20 protein-coding genes and 1 tRNA gene are annotated in these 16221 nt (G+C 46.9%); 11 read left to right on the top strand and 10 right to left on the bottom strand.

The genetic code is table 11. The annotated features are described in order from the left end of the window. The gene (locus U8T64_RS11600) at positions 1-378 is read right to left on the bottom strand and encodes a GntR family transcriptional regulator (RefSeq protein WP_016220536.1); all 378 of its coding nucleotides are present in this window, start codon (positions 376-378) and stop codon (positions 1-3) included. A gap of 324 nt (positions 379-702) precedes the next feature. On the opposite strand from U8T64_RS11600, the gene U8T64_RS11605 reads away from it, so the two are divergent. The 10 genes from U8T64_RS11605 to U8T64_RS11650 all read left to right on the top strand — a co-directional run bounded on the left by U8T64_RS11605 (position 703) and on the right by U8T64_RS11650 (position 8526). Beyond that, positions 703-1560 carry an alpha/beta hydrolase gene (locus tag U8T64_RS11605; RefSeq protein WP_213540038.1) on the top strand — a complete coding sequence of 286 codons (858 nt, stop codon included), beginning with the start codon at positions 703-705 and terminating at the stop codon, positions 1558-1560. 78 nt (positions 1561-1638) lie between these two features. Then, positions 1639-2220 (top strand): TetR/AcrR family transcriptional regulator, encoded by a 582-nt coding sequence (locus tag U8T64_RS11610; RefSeq protein ID WP_213540037.1) that lies wholly within the window; start codon positions 1639-1641, stop codon positions 2218-2220. A 103-nt stretch (positions 2221-2323) separates the two neighbouring features. After that, the gene (locus tag U8T64_RS11615) at positions 2324-3169 is read left to right on the top strand and encodes an ABC transporter ATP-binding protein (protein WP_213540036.1); all 846 of its coding nucleotides are present in this window, start codon (positions 2324-2326) and stop codon (positions 3167-3169) included. Next, positions 3166-3849: a fluoroquinolone export ABC transporter permease subunit gene (locus tag U8T64_RS11620; RefSeq protein WP_213540035.1), complete on the top strand. Its 684-nt coding sequence runs from the start codon at positions 3166-3168 to the stop codon at positions 3847-3849. Before U8T64_RS11615 ends, U8T64_RS11620 begins: the two co-directional genes overlap by 4 nt. Then, entirely contained in the window at positions 3846-4544 is a 699-nt protein-coding gene (locus U8T64_RS11625; protein WP_213540034.1) for an Rv2686c family ABC transporter permease subunit, read from the top strand. The genes U8T64_RS11620 and U8T64_RS11625 overlap by 4 nt, the downstream gene beginning before the upstream one ends. A 15-nt stretch (positions 4545-4559) precedes the next feature. Further along, entirely contained in the window at positions 4560-4691 is a 132-nt protein-coding gene (locus tag U8T64_RS11630) for a hypothetical protein (protein WP_257329151.1), read from the top strand. 148 nt (positions 4692-4839) lie between these two features. After that, on the top strand, positions 4840-5283 hold the full coding sequence (locus U8T64_RS11635; RefSeq protein ID WP_213540033.1) for a helix-turn-helix domain-containing protein: 444 nt from the start codon (positions 4840-4842) through the stop codon (positions 5281-5283). A gap of 500 nt (positions 5284-5783) precedes the next feature. Next, positions 5784-6233, top strand: a complete 450-nt coding sequence (locus tag U8T64_RS11640) for a sigma-70 family RNA polymerase sigma factor (RefSeq protein ID WP_173892446.1) — start codon at positions 5784-5786, stop codon at positions 6231-6233. Positions 6234-6913: 680 nt separating this feature from the next. Then, positions 6914-7120 carry a helix-turn-helix domain-containing protein gene (locus U8T64_RS11645; protein ID WP_016220545.1) on the top strand — a complete coding sequence of 69 codons (207 nt, stop codon included), beginning with the start codon at positions 6914-6916 and terminating at the stop codon, positions 7118-7120. A 20-nt stretch (positions 7121-7140) separates the two neighbouring features. After that, positions 7141-8526 carry a site-specific integrase gene (locus tag U8T64_RS11650; RefSeq protein ID WP_213540032.1) on the top strand — a complete coding sequence of 462 codons (1386 nt, stop codon included), beginning with the start codon at positions 7141-7143 and terminating at the stop codon, positions 8524-8526. A 194-nt stretch (positions 8527-8720) separates the two neighbouring features. Here U8T64_RS11650 and U8T64_RS11655 read toward each other — a convergent pair. Continuing rightward, a tRNA-Arg gene (locus U8T64_RS11655) sits at positions 8721-8797 on the bottom strand. A gap of 273 nt (positions 8798-9070) precedes the next feature. Here U8T64_RS11655 and U8T64_RS11660 point away from each other — a divergent pair. Continuing rightward, positions 9071-9634, top strand: coding sequence for an N-acetylmuramoyl-L-alanine amidase family protein (locus tag U8T64_RS11660; protein ID WP_322183641.1), 564 nt, complete (start codon positions 9071-9073; stop codon positions 9632-9634). Positions 9635-9707: 73 nt separating this feature from the next. Here the strand turns inward: U8T64_RS11660 and U8T64_RS11665 are convergent, their stop codons facing one another. The 8 genes from U8T64_RS11665 to U8T64_RS11700 all read right to left on the bottom strand — a co-directional run bounded on the left by U8T64_RS11665 (position 9708) and on the right by U8T64_RS11700 (position 15981). Continuing rightward, a complete protein-coding gene (locus U8T64_RS11665) occupies positions 9708-9911 on the bottom strand; it encodes a FeoB-associated Cys-rich membrane protein (protein WP_322183643.1) in 204 nt (67 codons plus the stop codon). A 25-nt stretch (positions 9912-9936) separates the two neighbouring features. Further along, entirely contained in the window at positions 9937-12438 is a 2502-nt protein-coding gene (feoB, locus tag U8T64_RS11670; RefSeq protein ID WP_322183812.1) for a ferrous iron transport protein B, read from the bottom strand. A 255-nt stretch (positions 12439-12693) separates the two neighbouring features. Next, positions 12694-12921 (bottom strand): FeoA family protein, encoded by a 228-nt coding sequence (locus tag U8T64_RS11675; protein WP_322183645.1) that lies wholly within the window; start codon positions 12919-12921, stop codon positions 12694-12696. 60 nt (positions 12922-12981) lie between these two features. Then, entirely contained in the window at positions 12982-13191 is a 210-nt protein-coding gene (locus U8T64_RS11680; protein WP_322183647.1) for a FeoA family protein, read from the bottom strand. A 222-nt stretch (positions 13192-13413) separates the two neighbouring features. Continuing rightward, a complete protein-coding gene (locus U8T64_RS11685) occupies positions 13414-14145 on the bottom strand; it encodes a histidine phosphatase family protein (protein WP_322183649.1) in 732 nt (243 codons plus the stop codon). Between the two features lie 43 nt (positions 14146-14188). Continuing rightward, positions 14189-14746, bottom strand: coding sequence for a flavodoxin family protein (locus U8T64_RS11690; RefSeq protein WP_322183651.1), 558 nt, complete (start codon positions 14744-14746; stop codon positions 14189-14191). Continuing rightward, positions 14743-15336: a TetR/AcrR family transcriptional regulator gene (locus U8T64_RS11695; RefSeq protein ID WP_322183653.1), complete on the bottom strand. Its 594-nt coding sequence runs from the start codon at positions 15334-15336 to the stop codon at positions 14743-14745. The genes U8T64_RS11690 and U8T64_RS11695 overlap by 4 nt, the downstream gene beginning before the upstream one ends. Before the next feature lie 195 nt (positions 15337-15531). Further along, positions 15532-15981 (bottom strand): RNHCP domain-containing protein, encoded by a 450-nt coding sequence (locus U8T64_RS11700; protein WP_322183655.1) that lies wholly within the window; start codon positions 15979-15981, stop codon positions 15532-15534. Between the last annotated feature and the right edge of the window lie 240 nt (positions 15982-16221).

The following is a 16221-nucleotide window of genomic DNA, read 5'->3' on the forward strand; positions in this document are numbered from 1 at the left end:
TCACTCCTCCTCTTGATAAAAAAGCGATAAAAGCTCAATCAGTTTTTTCAACGATATACCGCTTGTTCGTCCAATATCAGCGGCTTCCTGTAAATGTTCCTCTGCTAATCGCTGCTGTTCCTCTTGATAAAAGTCCTTATTCTGTGCCGATACAAAACTTCCTCTGCCGATAGTTGTTTCAATAAATCCGTCCCTTTGTAAATCCTCATACGCTTTTTGAACGGTAATCACGCTTACATGGATAGATTTTGCCAACGCCCGCATAGAGGGAATAGGGTCGCCTGTTTGTAATTCTCCGCTCATAATCAGGGCTTTTATCTGTGAAGTTATCTGCTCATATATCGGCTTGCTCGTATTGCTGCTTATGATAATTTCCACAATGTCCCTCCTATGTCCATAATTGTACTTATCGTACAAGTACATTATATTCATTTAAAACGGGTTTGTCAAGAGGAGGGGCTGTGTATATATAGAAGATAGTAAATCTCCTTACATCGTTGTCCGTGGTTCGGCGAGGCTCACAAAATACCATGAGTGGGCATTTTGCTGCGGATATGGATTGCACAGTGAGTACACAATCCCACCGTGAGGATTCGATATTCTCACAGCAATATGGTATGTATTTATAGCTATTGACTTTCTGCTTGCAATAAGCTATAATATGACTATAAAATCAAATCAGTCATATAGGTGGTATTGTGTATGTATAAAGAAGTTGGCATTTCTTCAAATAATGTTCCGATAACACTTTCTATTTGGTATACAGAAAGAAGTAGTCCTACCATTGTTTTTTTGCCGGGTACTATGTCACACCCTCTCATGTATGAGAATTTTCTATGTGGATTGAGCGAAAGAGGGTTTAATATAATAGGTGTTCACTATCTTTCACACGGAAAAAGCCCTAAAATCAAAAAAAATTATATAATGGAAGATATGTTGCATAATGTATATGACGCAACAACTTACGGAATAGAAAATTTCGGTGAAAACATAGCTGTCATGGGTTCCAGTCAAGGCGGGATTTTAGCTGCAATGGCGGCGGGGAGGGACACAAGGTTAAAAGCCGTTTTTCCACATAATATCATGCTGACTACATTAAAAGAAACTATGAGCTTAACAAAATATCCCGCATGGTCGCACCGTTTTATGGGGCTGATACAGTGGGGCTTTCGTGTAGGTGGAAAATTGCTGCCTAACTACAAGGTTCCAGGAGACGCTTATTTAGACTATGACAGAGTATTTTATAGTGAACAGGCAAAACAAGATTGCTTAAATGACCCTATGCTTTTACCCTATTATCCTTTAAGATTTGTCGGCAGCTTATTTAATGCTGACTTATCGTGCTTGGAGAATGGGGCTATACAATGTCCTGTTATTTTAATTACTGCCAAAGGCGACCCGCTTTTTAGCTTTGATTATACCAACAAAGTATTTGATTTAATTCATGTACCGCAAAAGGAATTACTTGCTTTAGAGCTTAATCGTCACATGATTTTTAATGAGGACACGGACACTACAATAAACGCATTGGAACCTACATTGCATAAATATCTCGGATAGTATATTGATAATATGAGCAGTGAATGTTATACTTTTCATGACGATACTAACAATTTAGTCATAAGGGGGTTATAAAAATTGCCACGATTTACAGAACAAGAGAAAGAAATCATCAGCAATAAACTTTTGATAGAGGGAGAAAAGCTGTTTGCATTACACGGTTTGAAAAAAGTAACGGTTGATGATCTAGTGGCCGCCGTAAACATATCAAAGGGATCTTTCTATGCTTTTTATCCCAGTAAAGAACACCTATATATTGAAATCAATTTTCGCTTACAAAAAGAGTTATTTACAAGTATAGAAACAACCATTAAAAAGAAAAAGTATAAGAACCATAGAGATTTAGCAAAGGACGTTATCATGCTAAGTTTAACGGGGGTGATTACTTCGCCTATTCTTTCACAGATTGATTTATCTTTAATGGACTATCTGCAAAGAAAAATATCGTCAGATATTTTTGAAAATCATATGTACAGTGATATTCGTATATTGGAGATATTGGAAGATTTAGGGGTTGTATTTTTGGTTCCGCATACGGTAATTATAAAATCCCTGTATTCTGTTTTATCCTGTTTGGAACAATTCAAAGAGGACGAAGAACTGAATATGATACAAAATCTTTTAGTGAATGGTATTATTCAGCAAGTAGTAGCAGAGTAACAATTTTGTTTGGTTATTTGACAGGCAGGTAGCCAAACAAATTTTTAACAGTTTATATGACTATATATCTATAAACGTCATAAAGTTAAAGGAGGAATGAATAATGATTGATGTAAAAAAACTGTATTTTAGCTATACTGACAAACCGTTTGTGGAGAATGTAAGTTTCCATGTTGGGAAAGGAGAAATTTTCGGTTTTTTAGGACCCTCTGGTGCTGGAAAATCAACCATACAAAAAGTATTGACTGGGCTTAATACAAAATATAAAGGCAGCGTAAAAGTTGCAGGTATTGAAATAAAGGAACACACAAATCGGTTTTATGAAAATATCGGTGTGGACTTTGAATTTTCTACCTGCTATGAGAAATTTACGGCACGACAAAACCTCGCCTATTTTGCTTCACTATATGAAAAGCAGCCCCGGTCTATTGACGAATTATTGCATATGGTGGGCTTGGAAAATGACGGGAACAAAAAGGTTTCTGACTTTTCCAAAGGTATGCGTTCCCGCTTAAATTTTATCAAAGCGTTAATCCATGACCCCGATATATTATTCCTTGATGAACCAACAAGCGGTCTTGACCCTACAAATAATCGCTTGATGAAAGATATTATCCTTGCAGAGAAGAAGCGCGGAAAAACTATCATAATCACCACTCACAATATGTTTGACGCAACGGAGCTATGCGACTATGTGGCTTTTATTGTTGCGGGAAAAGTCAGCGCGTTAGACAGACCACATAATTTAATCATGTCAAGGGGTGCTGCAAAAATACAATATACCTATTATGACAACGGCGAAAAAACCGGGGAATGTCTGCTTGACAGAACCACAGAGGATAAAACGTTAAAGAGTTTAATTTCTGAAAACCGTCTGCTTTCTATACATAGTAGCGAACCTACATTAAATGACATTTTTGTTGATATTACGGGGAGGACACTACAATGAGATTAGGGCGTTTAATCCGTGGAGATATACATTTCCAATGGAAATATGGTTTCTACTTTATTTACTGTATCTTGACACTTCTGTATGTGTGCGCGATTGCTGCCTTGCCGGAGCATTGGAAAAAAGATATTGCAGCCATCATGATTTACTCTGACCCGGCAGCTATGGGCTTGTTTTTTATGGGGGCGATTGTACTTTTAGAAAAAAGTCAAAAGGTATTAAATGCTATGGTGGTATCACCTGTAAAGATGTCGGAATATATACTTTCAAAAACAATCGCACTGATTGCTATTTCCACAATTATTGCATTGATATTAGGATTAGTTTCCGGGAGCAATCATTTACTCGGTATCGCCGTTGGAACCGCCTTAACATCGGCAATCTTTACTATGCTCGGCATAATTGCAGCTACAAAAATTTCAAACTTGAACCAATTTCTCATTGTAATTATGCCGATAGAAATTGTTTGTTTTGTTCCACCTATTGTTGGTCTATTTGTGGAATTGCCAAAAATATTTTGCTTTTTCCCGTTTATATCCTGCATGAACCTTATAACCGGAACAAGCTCTTTACTATCATTTGATACGATACTTGTATTTTCTACGCTGATTATTCTCTATATGGTTGCGCGGCATACGGTTGAGCATATGTGGAGAAGTTTAGGGGGTGTAAAGCTATGAAAAAGATATTATCCAGTACCATACAGGTATTTAGGCAAATCAAGAGTGATCCTATGATGTTTGCAGCCTGTTTCACACCGTTTATTATGGGTGCCTTGATTAAGTTTGGTATTCCATTTCTTGAAAGAATAACAGAGTTTTCTTTGCAAGGGTACTATCCGATTTTTGATTTATTGCTTTCTATCATGGCTCCTGTATTGCTTTGTTTTGCATTTGCCATGATTACGTTAGAGGAAATCGATGATAAAGTATCGCGGTACTTTTCAATTACCCCTCTTGGTAAGGTGGGGTATCTCTTTACAAGGTTGGTAGTACCCGCAATTATTTCAGCGGTCATTGCTTTTATCGTACTGTTGCTTTTTTCATTAGAAAAGTTGTCCATTGGAATGACAATATGTTTGGCGCTTCTCGGCTCAGTACAGGCAATCATTGTTTCACTTATGATTATTACGTTATCAGGTAATAAATTAGAGGGTATGGCTGTAACAAAACTCTCTGCACTTACACTATTAGGTATTCCAGCCCCTTTTTTTGTAAAGGGTATGTTTCAATATGTAGTTGGTTTTCTACCCTCATTTTGGGTGGGAAAAGCAATACAGAACAATGGTTATATAAATTTGCTGATTGCTTTACTCGTTGCTTCTATATGGTTCTATGTATTGATAAGCAAGTTATTGAAAAAATTAGCTGGTTAGGAGGTGATATATAATATGGCTTGGTATTGGTGGCTGATACTGATTGGTGTTTTAATTGCTATTGGGCTTCTCAAAATTGTAATTATGAAAAAGTATAATGATAAGAAGAATTCAAACAATCGTTCAAAAGATAGTGAGGACAATTAAGGCTAACTTTTAAAAGGCAGTAAAATTTGGGTATTCGATTGAAACGACGAAATAAATGCCTATACTGGCGGAAGGGATGTGACGATATGGGAAATTAGCTGTATTTGATGTATCTGAACCGGGCAGCAGAATTGCGGAAAAGCTGCTCATGTTGTTAAGCGCCCGTCAGCGTCAGGAGTTAGTAAATTATCTTCTCGATTCTCAAAAGCAACAGAACAATCCGGCTGACAGCCCATGTGCCATTCCCGAAACTTATAAGGTGCAGACAGTCATTGATGAACCGTTTACAGAGATTCACATGGGTGATTTATACTTCTGCCAGGAACAACGGCTTGTATGTATTGGGGAGCAGGTAATCAAATTAACAGCTAAGGAATTTGACATCCTCGCTTTGTTAATTACTCACCCGAAGCGGGTATTTACTTATGAACTGATTATGGAATTGGTCTGGAACGAGGATTATTCCTACTACTCCCGCAAGGCAGTCAATAACCATGTGAGTAATCTGCGGAAGAAATTGAAAATCATACCTGGTTCCCCGGACTACATTAAAAGTGTTATTGGCATTGGTTACAAATTTGAAGTATTGTGATAAAGACCATGAGGCAATTTTATTTGTCTTGTGGTCTTTATCATAATATGGGGATCTTTTGTAAAATCCGTTCGAGACCGTGATTACCTTAAAACACACTTTATATAAGCCTTACCAGAACTATGATATTTCAAGGAAAAATATAGAATTTACCCCTATATAATTTCCCCAAAAGGAGGCTGATGAAGGATAGGCCTTCTGCGCTTCCTTTTCGGGGAGGGCTGATAAATGCTGCCAAAGGGGAATGTTCAACAGAAAGGTTATTTTGCATATAGAGCTTTATGCGCCGTAATCCATGTGGTGTGGATTGCGGCGTTTTTAAGTTTGACCGCATTTGAGGAAATACTTTATCATACATCTTCCTGCGCGCCCAATCTTTTATGGGCGCGCATTTCATATATAAGCGGCTGTTACAACAAGGGTTATCCGCGCTGCCGCTCCCCACCCTCTGATTTCGATTTTGCTTACCACCCTAAAAATCGAAATTGGAGGAATTACCCATGAAAGAAATCAATCTGCGGGATTACTACCCGTTTTATACACAGGACGTTATTGTTGAAGTGCCGGACGAGGTGGCTGATCTGCTCCGAGAGTATAAGCTGGCTGAAGCCGCCTATATCCTGCGTACATACCGTCATAAGGCATATTTTTCTCTTGATTATGATGCCAACGTGGAGCGTGATGCGCTGGTGATCGTCCTGACACCAGCCGAAATTCTTGAACAGAAGGAGGAAAATGCCCGACTGTATCAGGCGCTTGCTTCCCTACCGGAGAAACAACGAAACCGGATAGCCTCGCATTTCCTGCTCGGCATGAGCATATCGGAAATTGCAAAAAGCGAGGGTTCCGGCGTCAGCTCCGTGCATGAAGGAATCCAGCGCGGACTTCGGCGTTTGAAAAAAGTTTTAGAAAAAATGGATACAGACCCCGAAAATAATGCCCGAAAATGAAATGAATAATAGAGGGACATATTCGGCGGGACAAGCCTGATGGGTGTGGCCGTACAGCACATGCTCCGGCCCGCCCCGAATGTAAAAATGTCATAACTGCCACGCCCCTCGCTGTTCCTTGACAACCGAATATACGTTGCTGTAGGTACGTCATTCTGTGTTCCGAGCGGCAAATGGGGCGGCGCAAAGACAGGCAGCTAAGGAGGTGATGAATCCGGCTATCCGAGCGATCCACGCAACTCATTGACCCGGCTGTGGCAGGCCGGGCGCGACGACGGCACAGATCATAATGGTACTTTTTCACAATCCCTCACAGACTTGAAGGGAAGTCCCTGCGGTGTGCGCTTGCTCTGGCAAAGCGGCGGCATTTGTGGGGCTATGATGCGGTAAAGCTGGCCGCAGCCTATGGCAACCCCGCTTTGTGTAAACAGGGCTGCCGGGGGGCGTGGCAAATACGGCAAACAAAATCGAAATCAGATACAATGGGCCGGGTCTGTGGTTCTGGATGCCGCAGGCCCGACCTATTCATGTGGTTTTGATAATTCCACACACAAATTCAAACTATGGATAAATCGTAAATTTTTCAATTAGCAGCAGACAAATGGCAGGCGGCGCGGTAGAATAATGGTAGGAAGTCATATCCCGCACACTGTCTTTGTCGGATGCAGAAAGGAGGGAAAATGAGCCAGACAACAAACAGTGTGCAAAGAAATGTTCCCGAACAGAGGACTTACAAAGTGGAGGATATTGCTGCCATGCTGAATATTGGCCGCACTTCTGCTTATAGTCTGGTAAAAGAGGGTCATTTCAAAATTGTACGGGTTGGTAATGCCATACGAGTTTCCAAAAAATCATTTGATGAATGGTTAGACGCACAGACGTTCTAACTTAGAAAGGAAGATCGAATATGGCATCTATTATCAAACGTAAAAAATCTTATTCCGTTGTTTACAACTATGTTGATGAAAATGGAGAAACGAAACAGAAATGGGAAACTTGGCATACCCATAAAGAAGCCCTGAAACGGAAAGCAGAAGTTGAGAACCAGCAGAACAACGGCACATTTCTTCCTCCGAACAATCAAAAGGTATCGGATTTTCTGTATGACTTTGTTTCCACCTATGGAGAGAAAAAATGGGGCGTGTCTATGTATGACGGCCAAACAGCCCTGATTGCCAACTATATCAATCCGATTATCGGAGACATGGAGGTTCAGGACATTACTCCCCGCGTGGTGGACAAGTACATTCAGACCCTTCAAAAGACGCCTTCTGTTTCCAGGAAGAACCGGAAAGCCCGGACGGAATTTGTTACCAACCAGACCATTGAAAAGATTATCAAGCTGCTCCGCTGTGCTTTCAAGCAGGCGGTAAGATGGGAACTGATCGGGAAAAACCCTTTTGATAATGCGGTCCTTCCAAAGACCGAGTACAAAAAGCGGGACATCTGGGATGCGGAAACAATTCGTCTGGCGCTGGATCAGTGTACGGACAGTAAGCTGTATATCGCCATGAATCTTGCTTTTGCGTGTTCTCTGCGTATGGGAGAGATTCTTGGACTAACCTGGAAAAATGTTCACATTGAGGATGAAAATATTGCAGCGGACAATGCTTATATTTACATAGAGGCAGAGCTGACAAGGGCCTCCAAGCAGGCTATTGAAATGTTGGGGCAAAAAGATATTTATTATATTTTTACCCCGCTCATGCCGAATACCAGTACCCGCCTGATTCTGAAAAAGCCGAAAACAGATTCCAGTGTCCGTAAGGTATGGCTGCCTAAAACGGTTGCCTATATCCTCCGTGAATGGAAAAAGTCGCAGGAAGAATTAAAGGGATTTCTCGGTGACGAGTACCAGGATTTTGACCTGGTGGTTGCGTTGCCAAATGGCAGACCTTGCGAAAATCGGATTATCGAGAAAGAGTTTTCACTGTTGAAACAAAAGGCGGAGCTCCCTAACGTCGTCTTTCACTCTTTGAGACATTCCAGTACAACTTACAAGCTGAAACTCAACCACGGCGATCTGAAGGCCACACAGGGCGATACAGGACATGCAGAGATAGATATGATTACAAAGGTCTATGCTCACATTCTCGACGAGGACCGCAAGATCAATGCGCAGAAATTTGAGAGTGCCTTCTATGCGAATCCTGATTTGAGGAAGGTAACGCCTCCGCAAGAACAGCCTCAGGCACAGACTGTAGACCTTGCGGCATTGATCGAACAGCTTCAAAAATCACCGGAGCTTGCAAGTACGCTGGCGGCGCTGATTGCAGGCCAAAAAGCGGTCTGAAATCTCAAATTAGCAAAGAGGCAGTTTTTATTAGCAAGGCTCAGATTTTTGTTCGTTTCCAATTAGCAAAATATACACTGCAACTCATAAACATTCAACTACCCTCCAACCAAAGGAAGATGGTTTCGTCTAAGGATTATGGCTGAACAAAAAAGCTGTAAACCCTTGAAAACAAAGGCTTACAGCGTTGTTTCTGGCGTCCCAGAGAGGATTTGAACCTCCGACCCCACGCTTAGGAGGCGTGTGCTCTATCCAACTGAGCTACTGGGACTTATGCAAAAAATATGAACTTGTATTCCTAATTTAGACTCGAACCATCTACCGCTTAGGAGGGGGCTGTTATATCCGTTTAACTATGGAGGCGTATTCAAAGAACCAAGGTTTCCTCACTTCCCTTGTATTTTACCGCAAGCGGCGGCTTTTGTCAATTTGAAAATATACTTTTGCTCTTTTCCCCGGCAAAGCTGCCTTGAATCGCCCTGAGGCGCACAAAGAAGCCGCCCAACGCATAAGATGGAAAAAGTTTGATCAGGAGGCGCTTTCCATGCCGATTCGCATTTTTGTTGACCAGGGCCACAACCCCAGAGGCCACAATACCGGGGCCGTGGGAAACGGCCTGGTGGAGCAGGATATCACCTACGAGGTCGGGCTCTATCTGGCTCAGCTGCTAAATGACGACCCCCGCTTTACCGCCCGGCTCTCCCGCCCCACGCCGGACACCATTTTGGGCACCAATAACTCCACCAGCCTGCAGGCCAGGGTCAATATGGCAAATTCCTGGCCCGCCGATTATTTTGTGAGCATTCACTGCAATTCCAACACAAACCCCGCCATCAACGGCAGCGAGGTATATGTATACCAGGAGAATACCCAATCCTACTGGCTGGCTCAACATATTCTGAACGGCCTTGTAGCCGAGGTTGGAACCCGGGATAACGGCGTTCGCGTCAACCCTTCCCTTTATGTGCTGCGCCGCACCAGAATGCCCGCCGTTTTAGTGGAGCTGGCTTATCTGAGCAACACCGCCGACGCCCAAAAACTTCGGGACGATCCCAGAGGCTTTGCCAGGGGAATTTACAACGGTATGCTCAGCTACTTTGGATTTTAGAGCCTGGCGCCGAAGAAGAAAAACCGCTGCGGAGAGGCTTCTGCCTGACCGCGGCGGTTTTTACTTTGAAGTTTTACTTTGAGGAAAGCCTTTTCTCAGGTTCCCCCGAATGACAGCTGCCGCAGAGAGCACAGCCCGCACATCCGCCGGAGCAGCCACAGGCGGATTTGCCCTTTCTCTTATTTTTCATCAGAGAACCCAAAACAGCGGCTACTATCAGCAGCACAACGCTTCCTGCCAAAAGCGTTCCCCAATTTGCGGCAAGCCAATGAAGCATAAAGCTTTTCCTCCTGTCTTCTCACTTATTTTACGGGAACAGTGGTAGTCAGCCGGTTTGCTTCCCGATAGGGACGAAACAGCAGATAAAGCATTCCGGCAAGCAGCACCAGCGCCGCGATCAGCCCGAAAACATTCAGGTTTCCGGTAAAGGCCGAGCCGAACTGATACACGATCAGCGAGATCACATAGGCAAAGCCGCACTGGTAGCCGATGGCGAACCAGGTCCATTTGGCGCTGTTCATCTCCCGCTTGATCGCGCCGATGGCGGCAAAGCAGGGCGCGCACAGCAGGTTGAACACCAGGAAGGAATAGGCCGCGATCCCGGAGAAAGCCGCAGAGAAGCCCGCCCAGGCTCCGCCGGAGCCGCCGTACAGAATGCCCAAGGTTCCCACAATATTTTCCTTGGCGATCAGTCCAGTGATGGAGGCCACAGCCGCCTGCCAGTTCCCCCAGCCCAGAGGAGTAAAGATCCAGGCGATGGCGCTGCCAATGGCAGCAAGGATCGAGGAATTGATCTCCTCCTCACTGAGCATACGGAACGTGCCATCTACTACACCGAAGTAGGTCGTAAACCAGACCAGAATGGTGGAAAGTAAAATGATGGTTCCCGCCTTTTTGATAAAGGACCAGCCTCGCTCCCACATGGAACGAATCACGTTCCCCACAGTGGGCCAGTGGTAGGCGGGCAGTTCCATGACGAAGGGAGCCGGGTCGCCGGAAAACAGTTTTGTTTTCTTCAGCATGACGCCCGATACCACGATGGCAGCCACTCCGATAAAGTAAGCGGAGGTCGCCACCCAGGCTGAACCGCCAAACACCGCGCCGGCGATCATGCCGATAAAGGGCAGCTTGGCGCTGCAGGGAATGAAGGTGGTGGTCATGATGGTCATACGGCGGTCCCGTTCGTTTTCAATGGTGCGGGAGGCCATGATCCCCGGCACTCCGCAGCCGGAGCCGATCAGCATGGGAATAAAGGACTTTCCGGAAAGCCCAAATTTTCGGAAGATGCGATCCAGCACAAAGGCAATACGGGACATATACCCACAGGCCTCCAAAAAGGCCAGCAGCAGGAACAGCACCAGCATTTGCGGCACAAAGCCCAGCACCGCTCCAACGCCTGCCACAATGCCGTCCAGGATCAGGCCCTGAAGCCAGTCCGCACAGTGGATCGCCTCCAGACCGCCTTCGATCAGCGGCGGAATTCCCGGCACCCACACGCCGTAAGCGGCAGTATCAGGTGCGCCGAAGCCTTCTTTATATTCTGTATTGAGATACTGCTCCACAGCGTCCAGAAGCTGTGCCCGGCCTGTATCGGAAACCGCTGTGATTTCCAAAGTTTCCTCGTCCTCCAGCTCGTAAGTAACCTTGGCGTCTTCCGGCACGGCGGCTGCTAACGCCGTCAGAGCCGCTTTGGCCCCTTCTTCGGTATAGCTCTCGCTCTCCCCATCCAGCGCCTCCGCCATTTCCTCTGTGCCGTATTCTTCCAGAAAAGCGCCAATGATCTGATCGCTGTCTCCATAGGCTTCGGCAGCCTCTTCATAGGCGGAGGTGCCGATGCCAAACAGATGCCAGCCGTCTCCGAAGAGGCCGTCATTGGCCCAGTCGGTAGCGGAGGTTCCCACAGTCACCATGGCAAGATAATATACGACAAACATCACGGCAACAAAAATGGGAAGACCCAAGAAGCGGTTGGTGACCACCTTGTCGATTTTATCGGAAACGGAAAGCTGTCCGGCGTTTTTCCTGTGATAACAGCCCTTCAGCAAAGAAGCAATATAGAGATACCGCTCGTTGGTGATGATGCTTTCGGCGTCGTCCTCTAACTCCACTTCCGCGGCTTTGATATCCTCTTCTATGTGCTTTTGTATTTCGGGCTTTACCGCAAGCTGTTCCAGCACCTTGTCGTCCCGCTCAAATATTTTGATGGCGTACCAGCGCTGCTGCTCAGCGGGCAGCTCGTGGACCGCCGCCTCTTCGATATGGGCGATGGCATGCTCTACCGCGCCGGAAAAGGTATGCATCGGCACGGTTTTTTCTGACCTGGCCGCCTCAATGGCCGCCTGCGCCGCTTCCGCGATCCCCGTCCCCTTCAGGGCGGAGAGCTCCACCACCCGACAGCCCAAAGTGCGGGAAAGCTCTTCCATATTGATCTTATCGCCGTTTTTCCTGACAAGATCCATCATGTTGATGGCAATCACCACCGGAATGCCCAATTCTGTAAGCTGCGTGGTAAGATACAGGTTCCGTTCCAGATTGGTGCCGTCTACAATGTTCAAAATTGCGTCGGGACGCTCACCGATCAAATAATTTCTGGCCACTACCTCCTCCAGCGTATAGGGAGAAAGCGAATAGATGCCGGGCAGGTCGGTGACAATGACGTCCTCGTGCTTTTTCAGCTTTCCTTCCTTTTTCTCCACCGTTACGCCGGGCCAGTTCCCCACAAATTGGTTGGAACCGGTCAGGGCGTTGAACAAGGTGGTTTTTCCGCTGTTTGGGTTGCCCGCCAGGGCGATCCGCATTTTCATGGTACTCACGTTCCTTTCCTCTGAGTTTCAAGGCAGAGCCGGTAGATAGCCGAGACTAACCGCCTGCTGAAAAAAATTGGGGCCCCTCCCCTGTGTTTTTCGTATCGCTTTAGGGGTTGTTTGAAAATAGAGAAAGCGTCGGATTTTTTTGTACAAGGCGAGACGGCTTCCAGGCGGAGGAACCACAGGAGCTCCAACGCGGAAATCCGTCCGAATCGGGCAAAAAGACGACGTTTGCGATTTTTCAAACGACTCCTAAGCGGACATGATCTCGATCAGCTCCGCGTCCGCCTTCCGGATGGAAAGCTCATAGCCGCGCACAGTGACCTCTACCGGATCTCCCAGCGGCGCCACCTTACGGATCTGCACCTCTACGCCCTTTGTGATCCCCATATCCATGATCCGGCGCTTTACCGCGCCTTCTCCGTGGAGCCTTACCACCGTTACCCGGTCGCCGATTTTCGCCTCCCGCAGTGTTTTCATTGGTTTGCCCTCCTTTCTAAATACTTTTACACAGACCGCTTGCTTGGAAAGCGGTCTGCCTTAAACCAAAATTTTCTGCGCCATTTCCCGGCTGATCGCCACCCGGGCTTCCTTCACCTTGACGATGATATTGCCGCCCATGGCCGTGATCACCTTTACGGTGCCGCCGACTACAAAGCCCAGGTTTTCCAGGTGCTTTTTTACCTCCGGCGTTCCCCCCACCTTTTTGATCATTTTTTCTTCTCCGAGCCCTGCGAATGTCAATGGCATTTTTCTTCCAGCCCTTCTCTCATGAAATCGCTCAGTCGAATTAGCCAAAGCTAACTCCGCGCTTAAATTTCCGGTTAGCTGTAGCTAACCTTCTGGTATATCATAGTTCCACTTCCGGAAATTGTCAATAGGAGCTTTCCATTTTCAGCGGGATCAACAATCAGTTAGCAGAAACTAACCGGTTTCTTTGTAAAACCTGCCTGAACAGTCCGCTGTTTTCTGTCAATCTAGGCGTTCTCCCTCATTGCCGTAGCATTCGCTGAAGCGGGCGGCAAAGGCCGGAGGCTCCTCTTTCGCATAAAGATGAGAAATATCCCCAAAGGCATTGACCCGAAAGCTGGCGATCCCCGGCCGGCGTTCCTCCGTGATCACCGTGGTAACGGAGGAGGGCAGCGCCACAAAGCCATGCCAAAGCACCATGGGAGACACGTTCAACAGGTGACTGAGCAACACGCATTCCACGCCGAAATGGCAGAAAAACACCAGAGCATCGTTATTGCCCTGCTCTACCCGGTACAGCGCTCCCTCCCGCCGGTAGCCATACTCCGCTAAAAGCTGATCCAGGCCGGAAATGACCCAATGGTATTCCCGGGCCACATCTCCCGCTGCCATAGTCTCGTTTTGAAGCCACTCCCGATGGGAAAAGAACCTCGAATCCTTCGTCCAATCCTGGGGAAGCCAATCCCAGCAAATAGATTCCTGCTCCACACGATCCGGCCGGTGGATCTGTCCGCTAAACTCTCTGAGCCACTCGCATTCCACAGCAGTGCGTCCCAGTTTTTCCAGGGTGGGCCGGGCAGTATCCTTTGCCCTTCCCATGGGAGAGCAGAAATAGGCAACTGCCGGGATCTTTACCATGCGCTCCGAGAGATATTCCACCTCGCGCCAACCCTTTTCCGTAAGAGAATCGATGGAATAATCGGGATCTCCATGACGAACAAAGTAAAGCTTCATAAAAGACGTCCTTTCCGCTGAAATTCGGTTTCATAGCGTTTTACTACGAAGTCGGTTCTTCCTCTGCCTGTTCCCTGCGGATCCATTCCACAAGGGGACTCAGATATTCCTCCGAGGAAATATCGTAGGAATGGGAAATTGCCTGCTCAAAGGCCGCTTCCTCCGAGGTTTTTTCCTTTTTCTTCCGTATCATGGCGGCTGCCGCTTTCATGAGAAGGCGATCCCAAAAAACCATTTTTTCATAACACAGGCCGCTTTGCAAATAGAAATGAGGAAGCTCTGCAAGCTCTGTTTCCGAGAGATTCTGTTTCCAAAAGCCTTCCACGGTTTCCTTCGCTTCGTTGGGAGTTGCCCCGGTTACAAATAAGGCAAATTTCGAAACCGGCACATTTTGAAGCAGCTTGCGCATTTTTCCGTAACCATCGATCCGCCCCGCGTGGGCCCGGCTTCCAAATACCACTGTGTCATACGCCGAAAGCCGCTTAGCCGTCGTTTCGCTGAGCTTCATCAAATCACAGGCTGTTTCTTTTGCCGCAAGCTTGGCATATTTTTCGGTAAAGCCTGTTTTGCTTTGATAGACTATCACAATTTTACCGCTCATGCAAATCCACCTTTCTGTTCCTGCTCCTGCCGGTCTCGTTTTGCCTGTTCCAAAAAAGCCCGGTAGGCTTTTTCCTGCTGCGCGAATATTTCATCTGTGGAGATCCCCGGCGACGTCATGGAAAAAATTGCCCCCAGACCTATGGTATAGATCAGCATTTGCAGGTGGAGCTGCCGGGCCTCTTCCCTGCCGATCCGCAATTCCTCCGCAAGGCGCTTTGCCATGTTCCGATCTGCCTCTTCCCGGTAAAGATCGTCCAGGGAAGAAATCCCATTCCTTTGGTGCAAAATAAAAATTTTGAAAAGATGGGGCTCGTCCTTTGCCAGCGTAACATAAGCCTGCCCGATAGACCGGAAGGGCTCCTGCGGATTTGCGCGTTCCGCCGCGTATTCCCGAACAAACCGCTTGACCCGGCGGATCACATCCTGCCGCAGGCCCTCCATGCTTTCGCAGTAGCTGTAAATCGGTTGTACGGAGCAGCCCAGCTTTTCCGCGAGCCCCTTTACCGTGATCTGCTCCATGCCGCCGGACCGGGCCGCTTCAAAGGCCGCCTCTACCACCATTTCCTTTGTAATTCTCTGCTTTGGCACTGCTTCACCACCTATATATAACCCAGTTATATAACTTAACTATATGTGTGCTGCGGCCCTTTGTCAATGCTGTAAGCAAAATATTCTCCGTCCGCCTGTTCCAAGCGCCGCCGCGGCACAAAAAGCGGCGCGCCCATCGGATTGCCCGAGCAGGCGCGCGTTTTGCAGAACAGCCGCAGGATAAGCCCTTCCGCCTTATTCCTCCGGCTCTGTTTTTCTTTCCGGCAGGCTTCCTTCCCCGCCCATCAGGGCGGTCAGCTCCTCGATCCGCTCCAGCGGAAAGGGGGGATTTGCCAAAGGTTTTAAGGCGATGGACATCAGCTTCATGGGGTTATCGTCCGCCAGGACCCGGTTCGAGCTGAGGTGCCCGCACCGGCGGCAGCGGTGAACAATGGCCCACTCGCCATTATTCCTCACCCACACGGCAATGGGCTCCATCAGGCCGCCGCAGTCCGATTCCCTGTCCCCCGGCTCGTTATCCACATGGAGGCTGGAAAGGCAGTTGGGGCAATGATTGCGGTGGTCACTGCCGGCGCCGCCGGGCACCACCGTGCGCCCGCAGTTTTTGCAGGTAAAGGTTTCGTCACAGGCATGGGTTTTATAATAGCCCTTCTCGTATTGTCTTCTTTTGTTTTCCCGGTTCATGTTATCGCGGCCCCTTTCGCCGAAATTCTTCTGTGCCTATTCTACACAATTTTTAGCCGTTCGTCCAGCAGGATTTTGAGTTGTTAGTTGTTAGAGAAGAGCGTGTGCAATGAAGAATGAGCAATTAGGAAGGGCAAGGGGATTGGTACGTTAAATTGGAATTTAGCGGCTATCCACGCACCTCCCTCCTGTCATTACTGAACAGAAAGCAAGGAGGCCTTGCTTTCTCGGTGAAGAATC

The sequence above is a fragment of the Neglectibacter caecimuris genome, from assembly GCF_034335015.1.
GTDB lineage: Bacteria > Bacillota > Clostridia > Oscillospirales > Acutalibacteraceae > Acutalibacter > Acutalibacter caecimuris_A.

What these genes read in the sequence shown, in the direction of transcription:
- U8T64_RS11675 (WP_322183645.1), bottom strand. Translation starts at nt 12,921, where the DNA reads ATGAAAACACTGCGGGAGGCGAAAATCGGCGACCGGGTAACGGTGGTA.
- U8T64_RS11680 (WP_322183647.1), bottom strand. Translation starts at nt 13,191, where the DNA reads ATGCCATTGACATTCGCAGGGCTCGGAGAAGAAAAAATGATCAAAAAG.
- U8T64_RS11660 (WP_322183641.1), top strand. Translation starts at nt 9,071, where the DNA reads ATGCCGATTCGCATTTTTGTTGACCAGGGCCACAACCCCAGAGGCCAC.
- U8T64_RS11615 (WP_213540036.1), top strand. Translation starts at nt 2,324, where the DNA reads ATGATTGATGTAAAAAAACTGTATTTTAGCTATACTGACAAACCGTTT.
- U8T64_RS11640 (WP_173892446.1), top strand. Translation starts at nt 5,784, where the DNA reads ATGAAAGAAATCAATCTGCGGGATTACTACCCGTTTTATACACAGGAC.
- U8T64_RS11635 (WP_213540033.1), top strand. Translation starts at nt 4,840, where the DNA reads ATGTTGTTAAGCGCCCGTCAGCGTCAGGAGTTAGTAAATTATCTTCTC.
- feoB (WP_322183812.1), bottom strand. Translation starts at nt 12,438, where the DNA reads ATGAAAATGCGGATCGCCCTGGCGGGCAACCCAAACAGCGGAAAAACC.
- U8T64_RS11690 (WP_322183651.1), bottom strand. Translation starts at nt 14,746, where the DNA reads ATGAGCGGTAAAATTGTGATAGTCTATCAAAGCAAAACAGGCTTTACC.
- U8T64_RS11620 (WP_213540035.1), top strand. Translation starts at nt 3,166, where the DNA reads ATGAGATTAGGGCGTTTAATCCGTGGAGATATACATTTCCAATGGAAA.
- U8T64_RS11650 (WP_213540032.1), top strand. Translation starts at nt 7,141, where the DNA reads ATGGCATCTATTATCAAACGTAAAAAATCTTATTCCGTTGTTTACAAC.
- U8T64_RS11625 (WP_213540034.1), top strand. Translation starts at nt 3,846, where the DNA reads ATGAAAAAGATATTATCCAGTACCATACAGGTATTTAGGCAAATCAAG.
- U8T64_RS11605 (WP_213540038.1), top strand. Translation starts at nt 703, where the DNA reads ATGTATAAAGAAGTTGGCATTTCTTCAAATAATGTTCCGATAACACTT.
- U8T64_RS11665 (WP_322183643.1), bottom strand. Translation starts at nt 9,911, where the DNA reads ATGCTTCATTGGCTTGCCGCAAATTGGGGAACGCTTTTGGCAGGAAGC.
- U8T64_RS11685 (WP_322183649.1), bottom strand. Translation starts at nt 14,145, where the DNA reads ATGAAGCTTTACTTTGTTCGTCATGGAGATCCCGATTATTCCATCGAT.
- U8T64_RS11630 (WP_257329151.1), top strand. Translation starts at nt 4,560, where the DNA reads ATGGCTTGGTATTGGTGGCTGATACTGATTGGTGTTTTAATTGCTATT.
- U8T64_RS11700 (WP_322183655.1), bottom strand. Translation starts at nt 15,981, where the DNA reads ATGAACCGGGAAAACAAAAGAAGACAATACGAGAAGGGCTATTATAAA.
- U8T64_RS11645 (WP_016220545.1), top strand. Translation starts at nt 6,914, where the DNA reads ATGAGCCAGACAACAAACAGTGTGCAAAGAAATGTTCCCGAACAGAGG.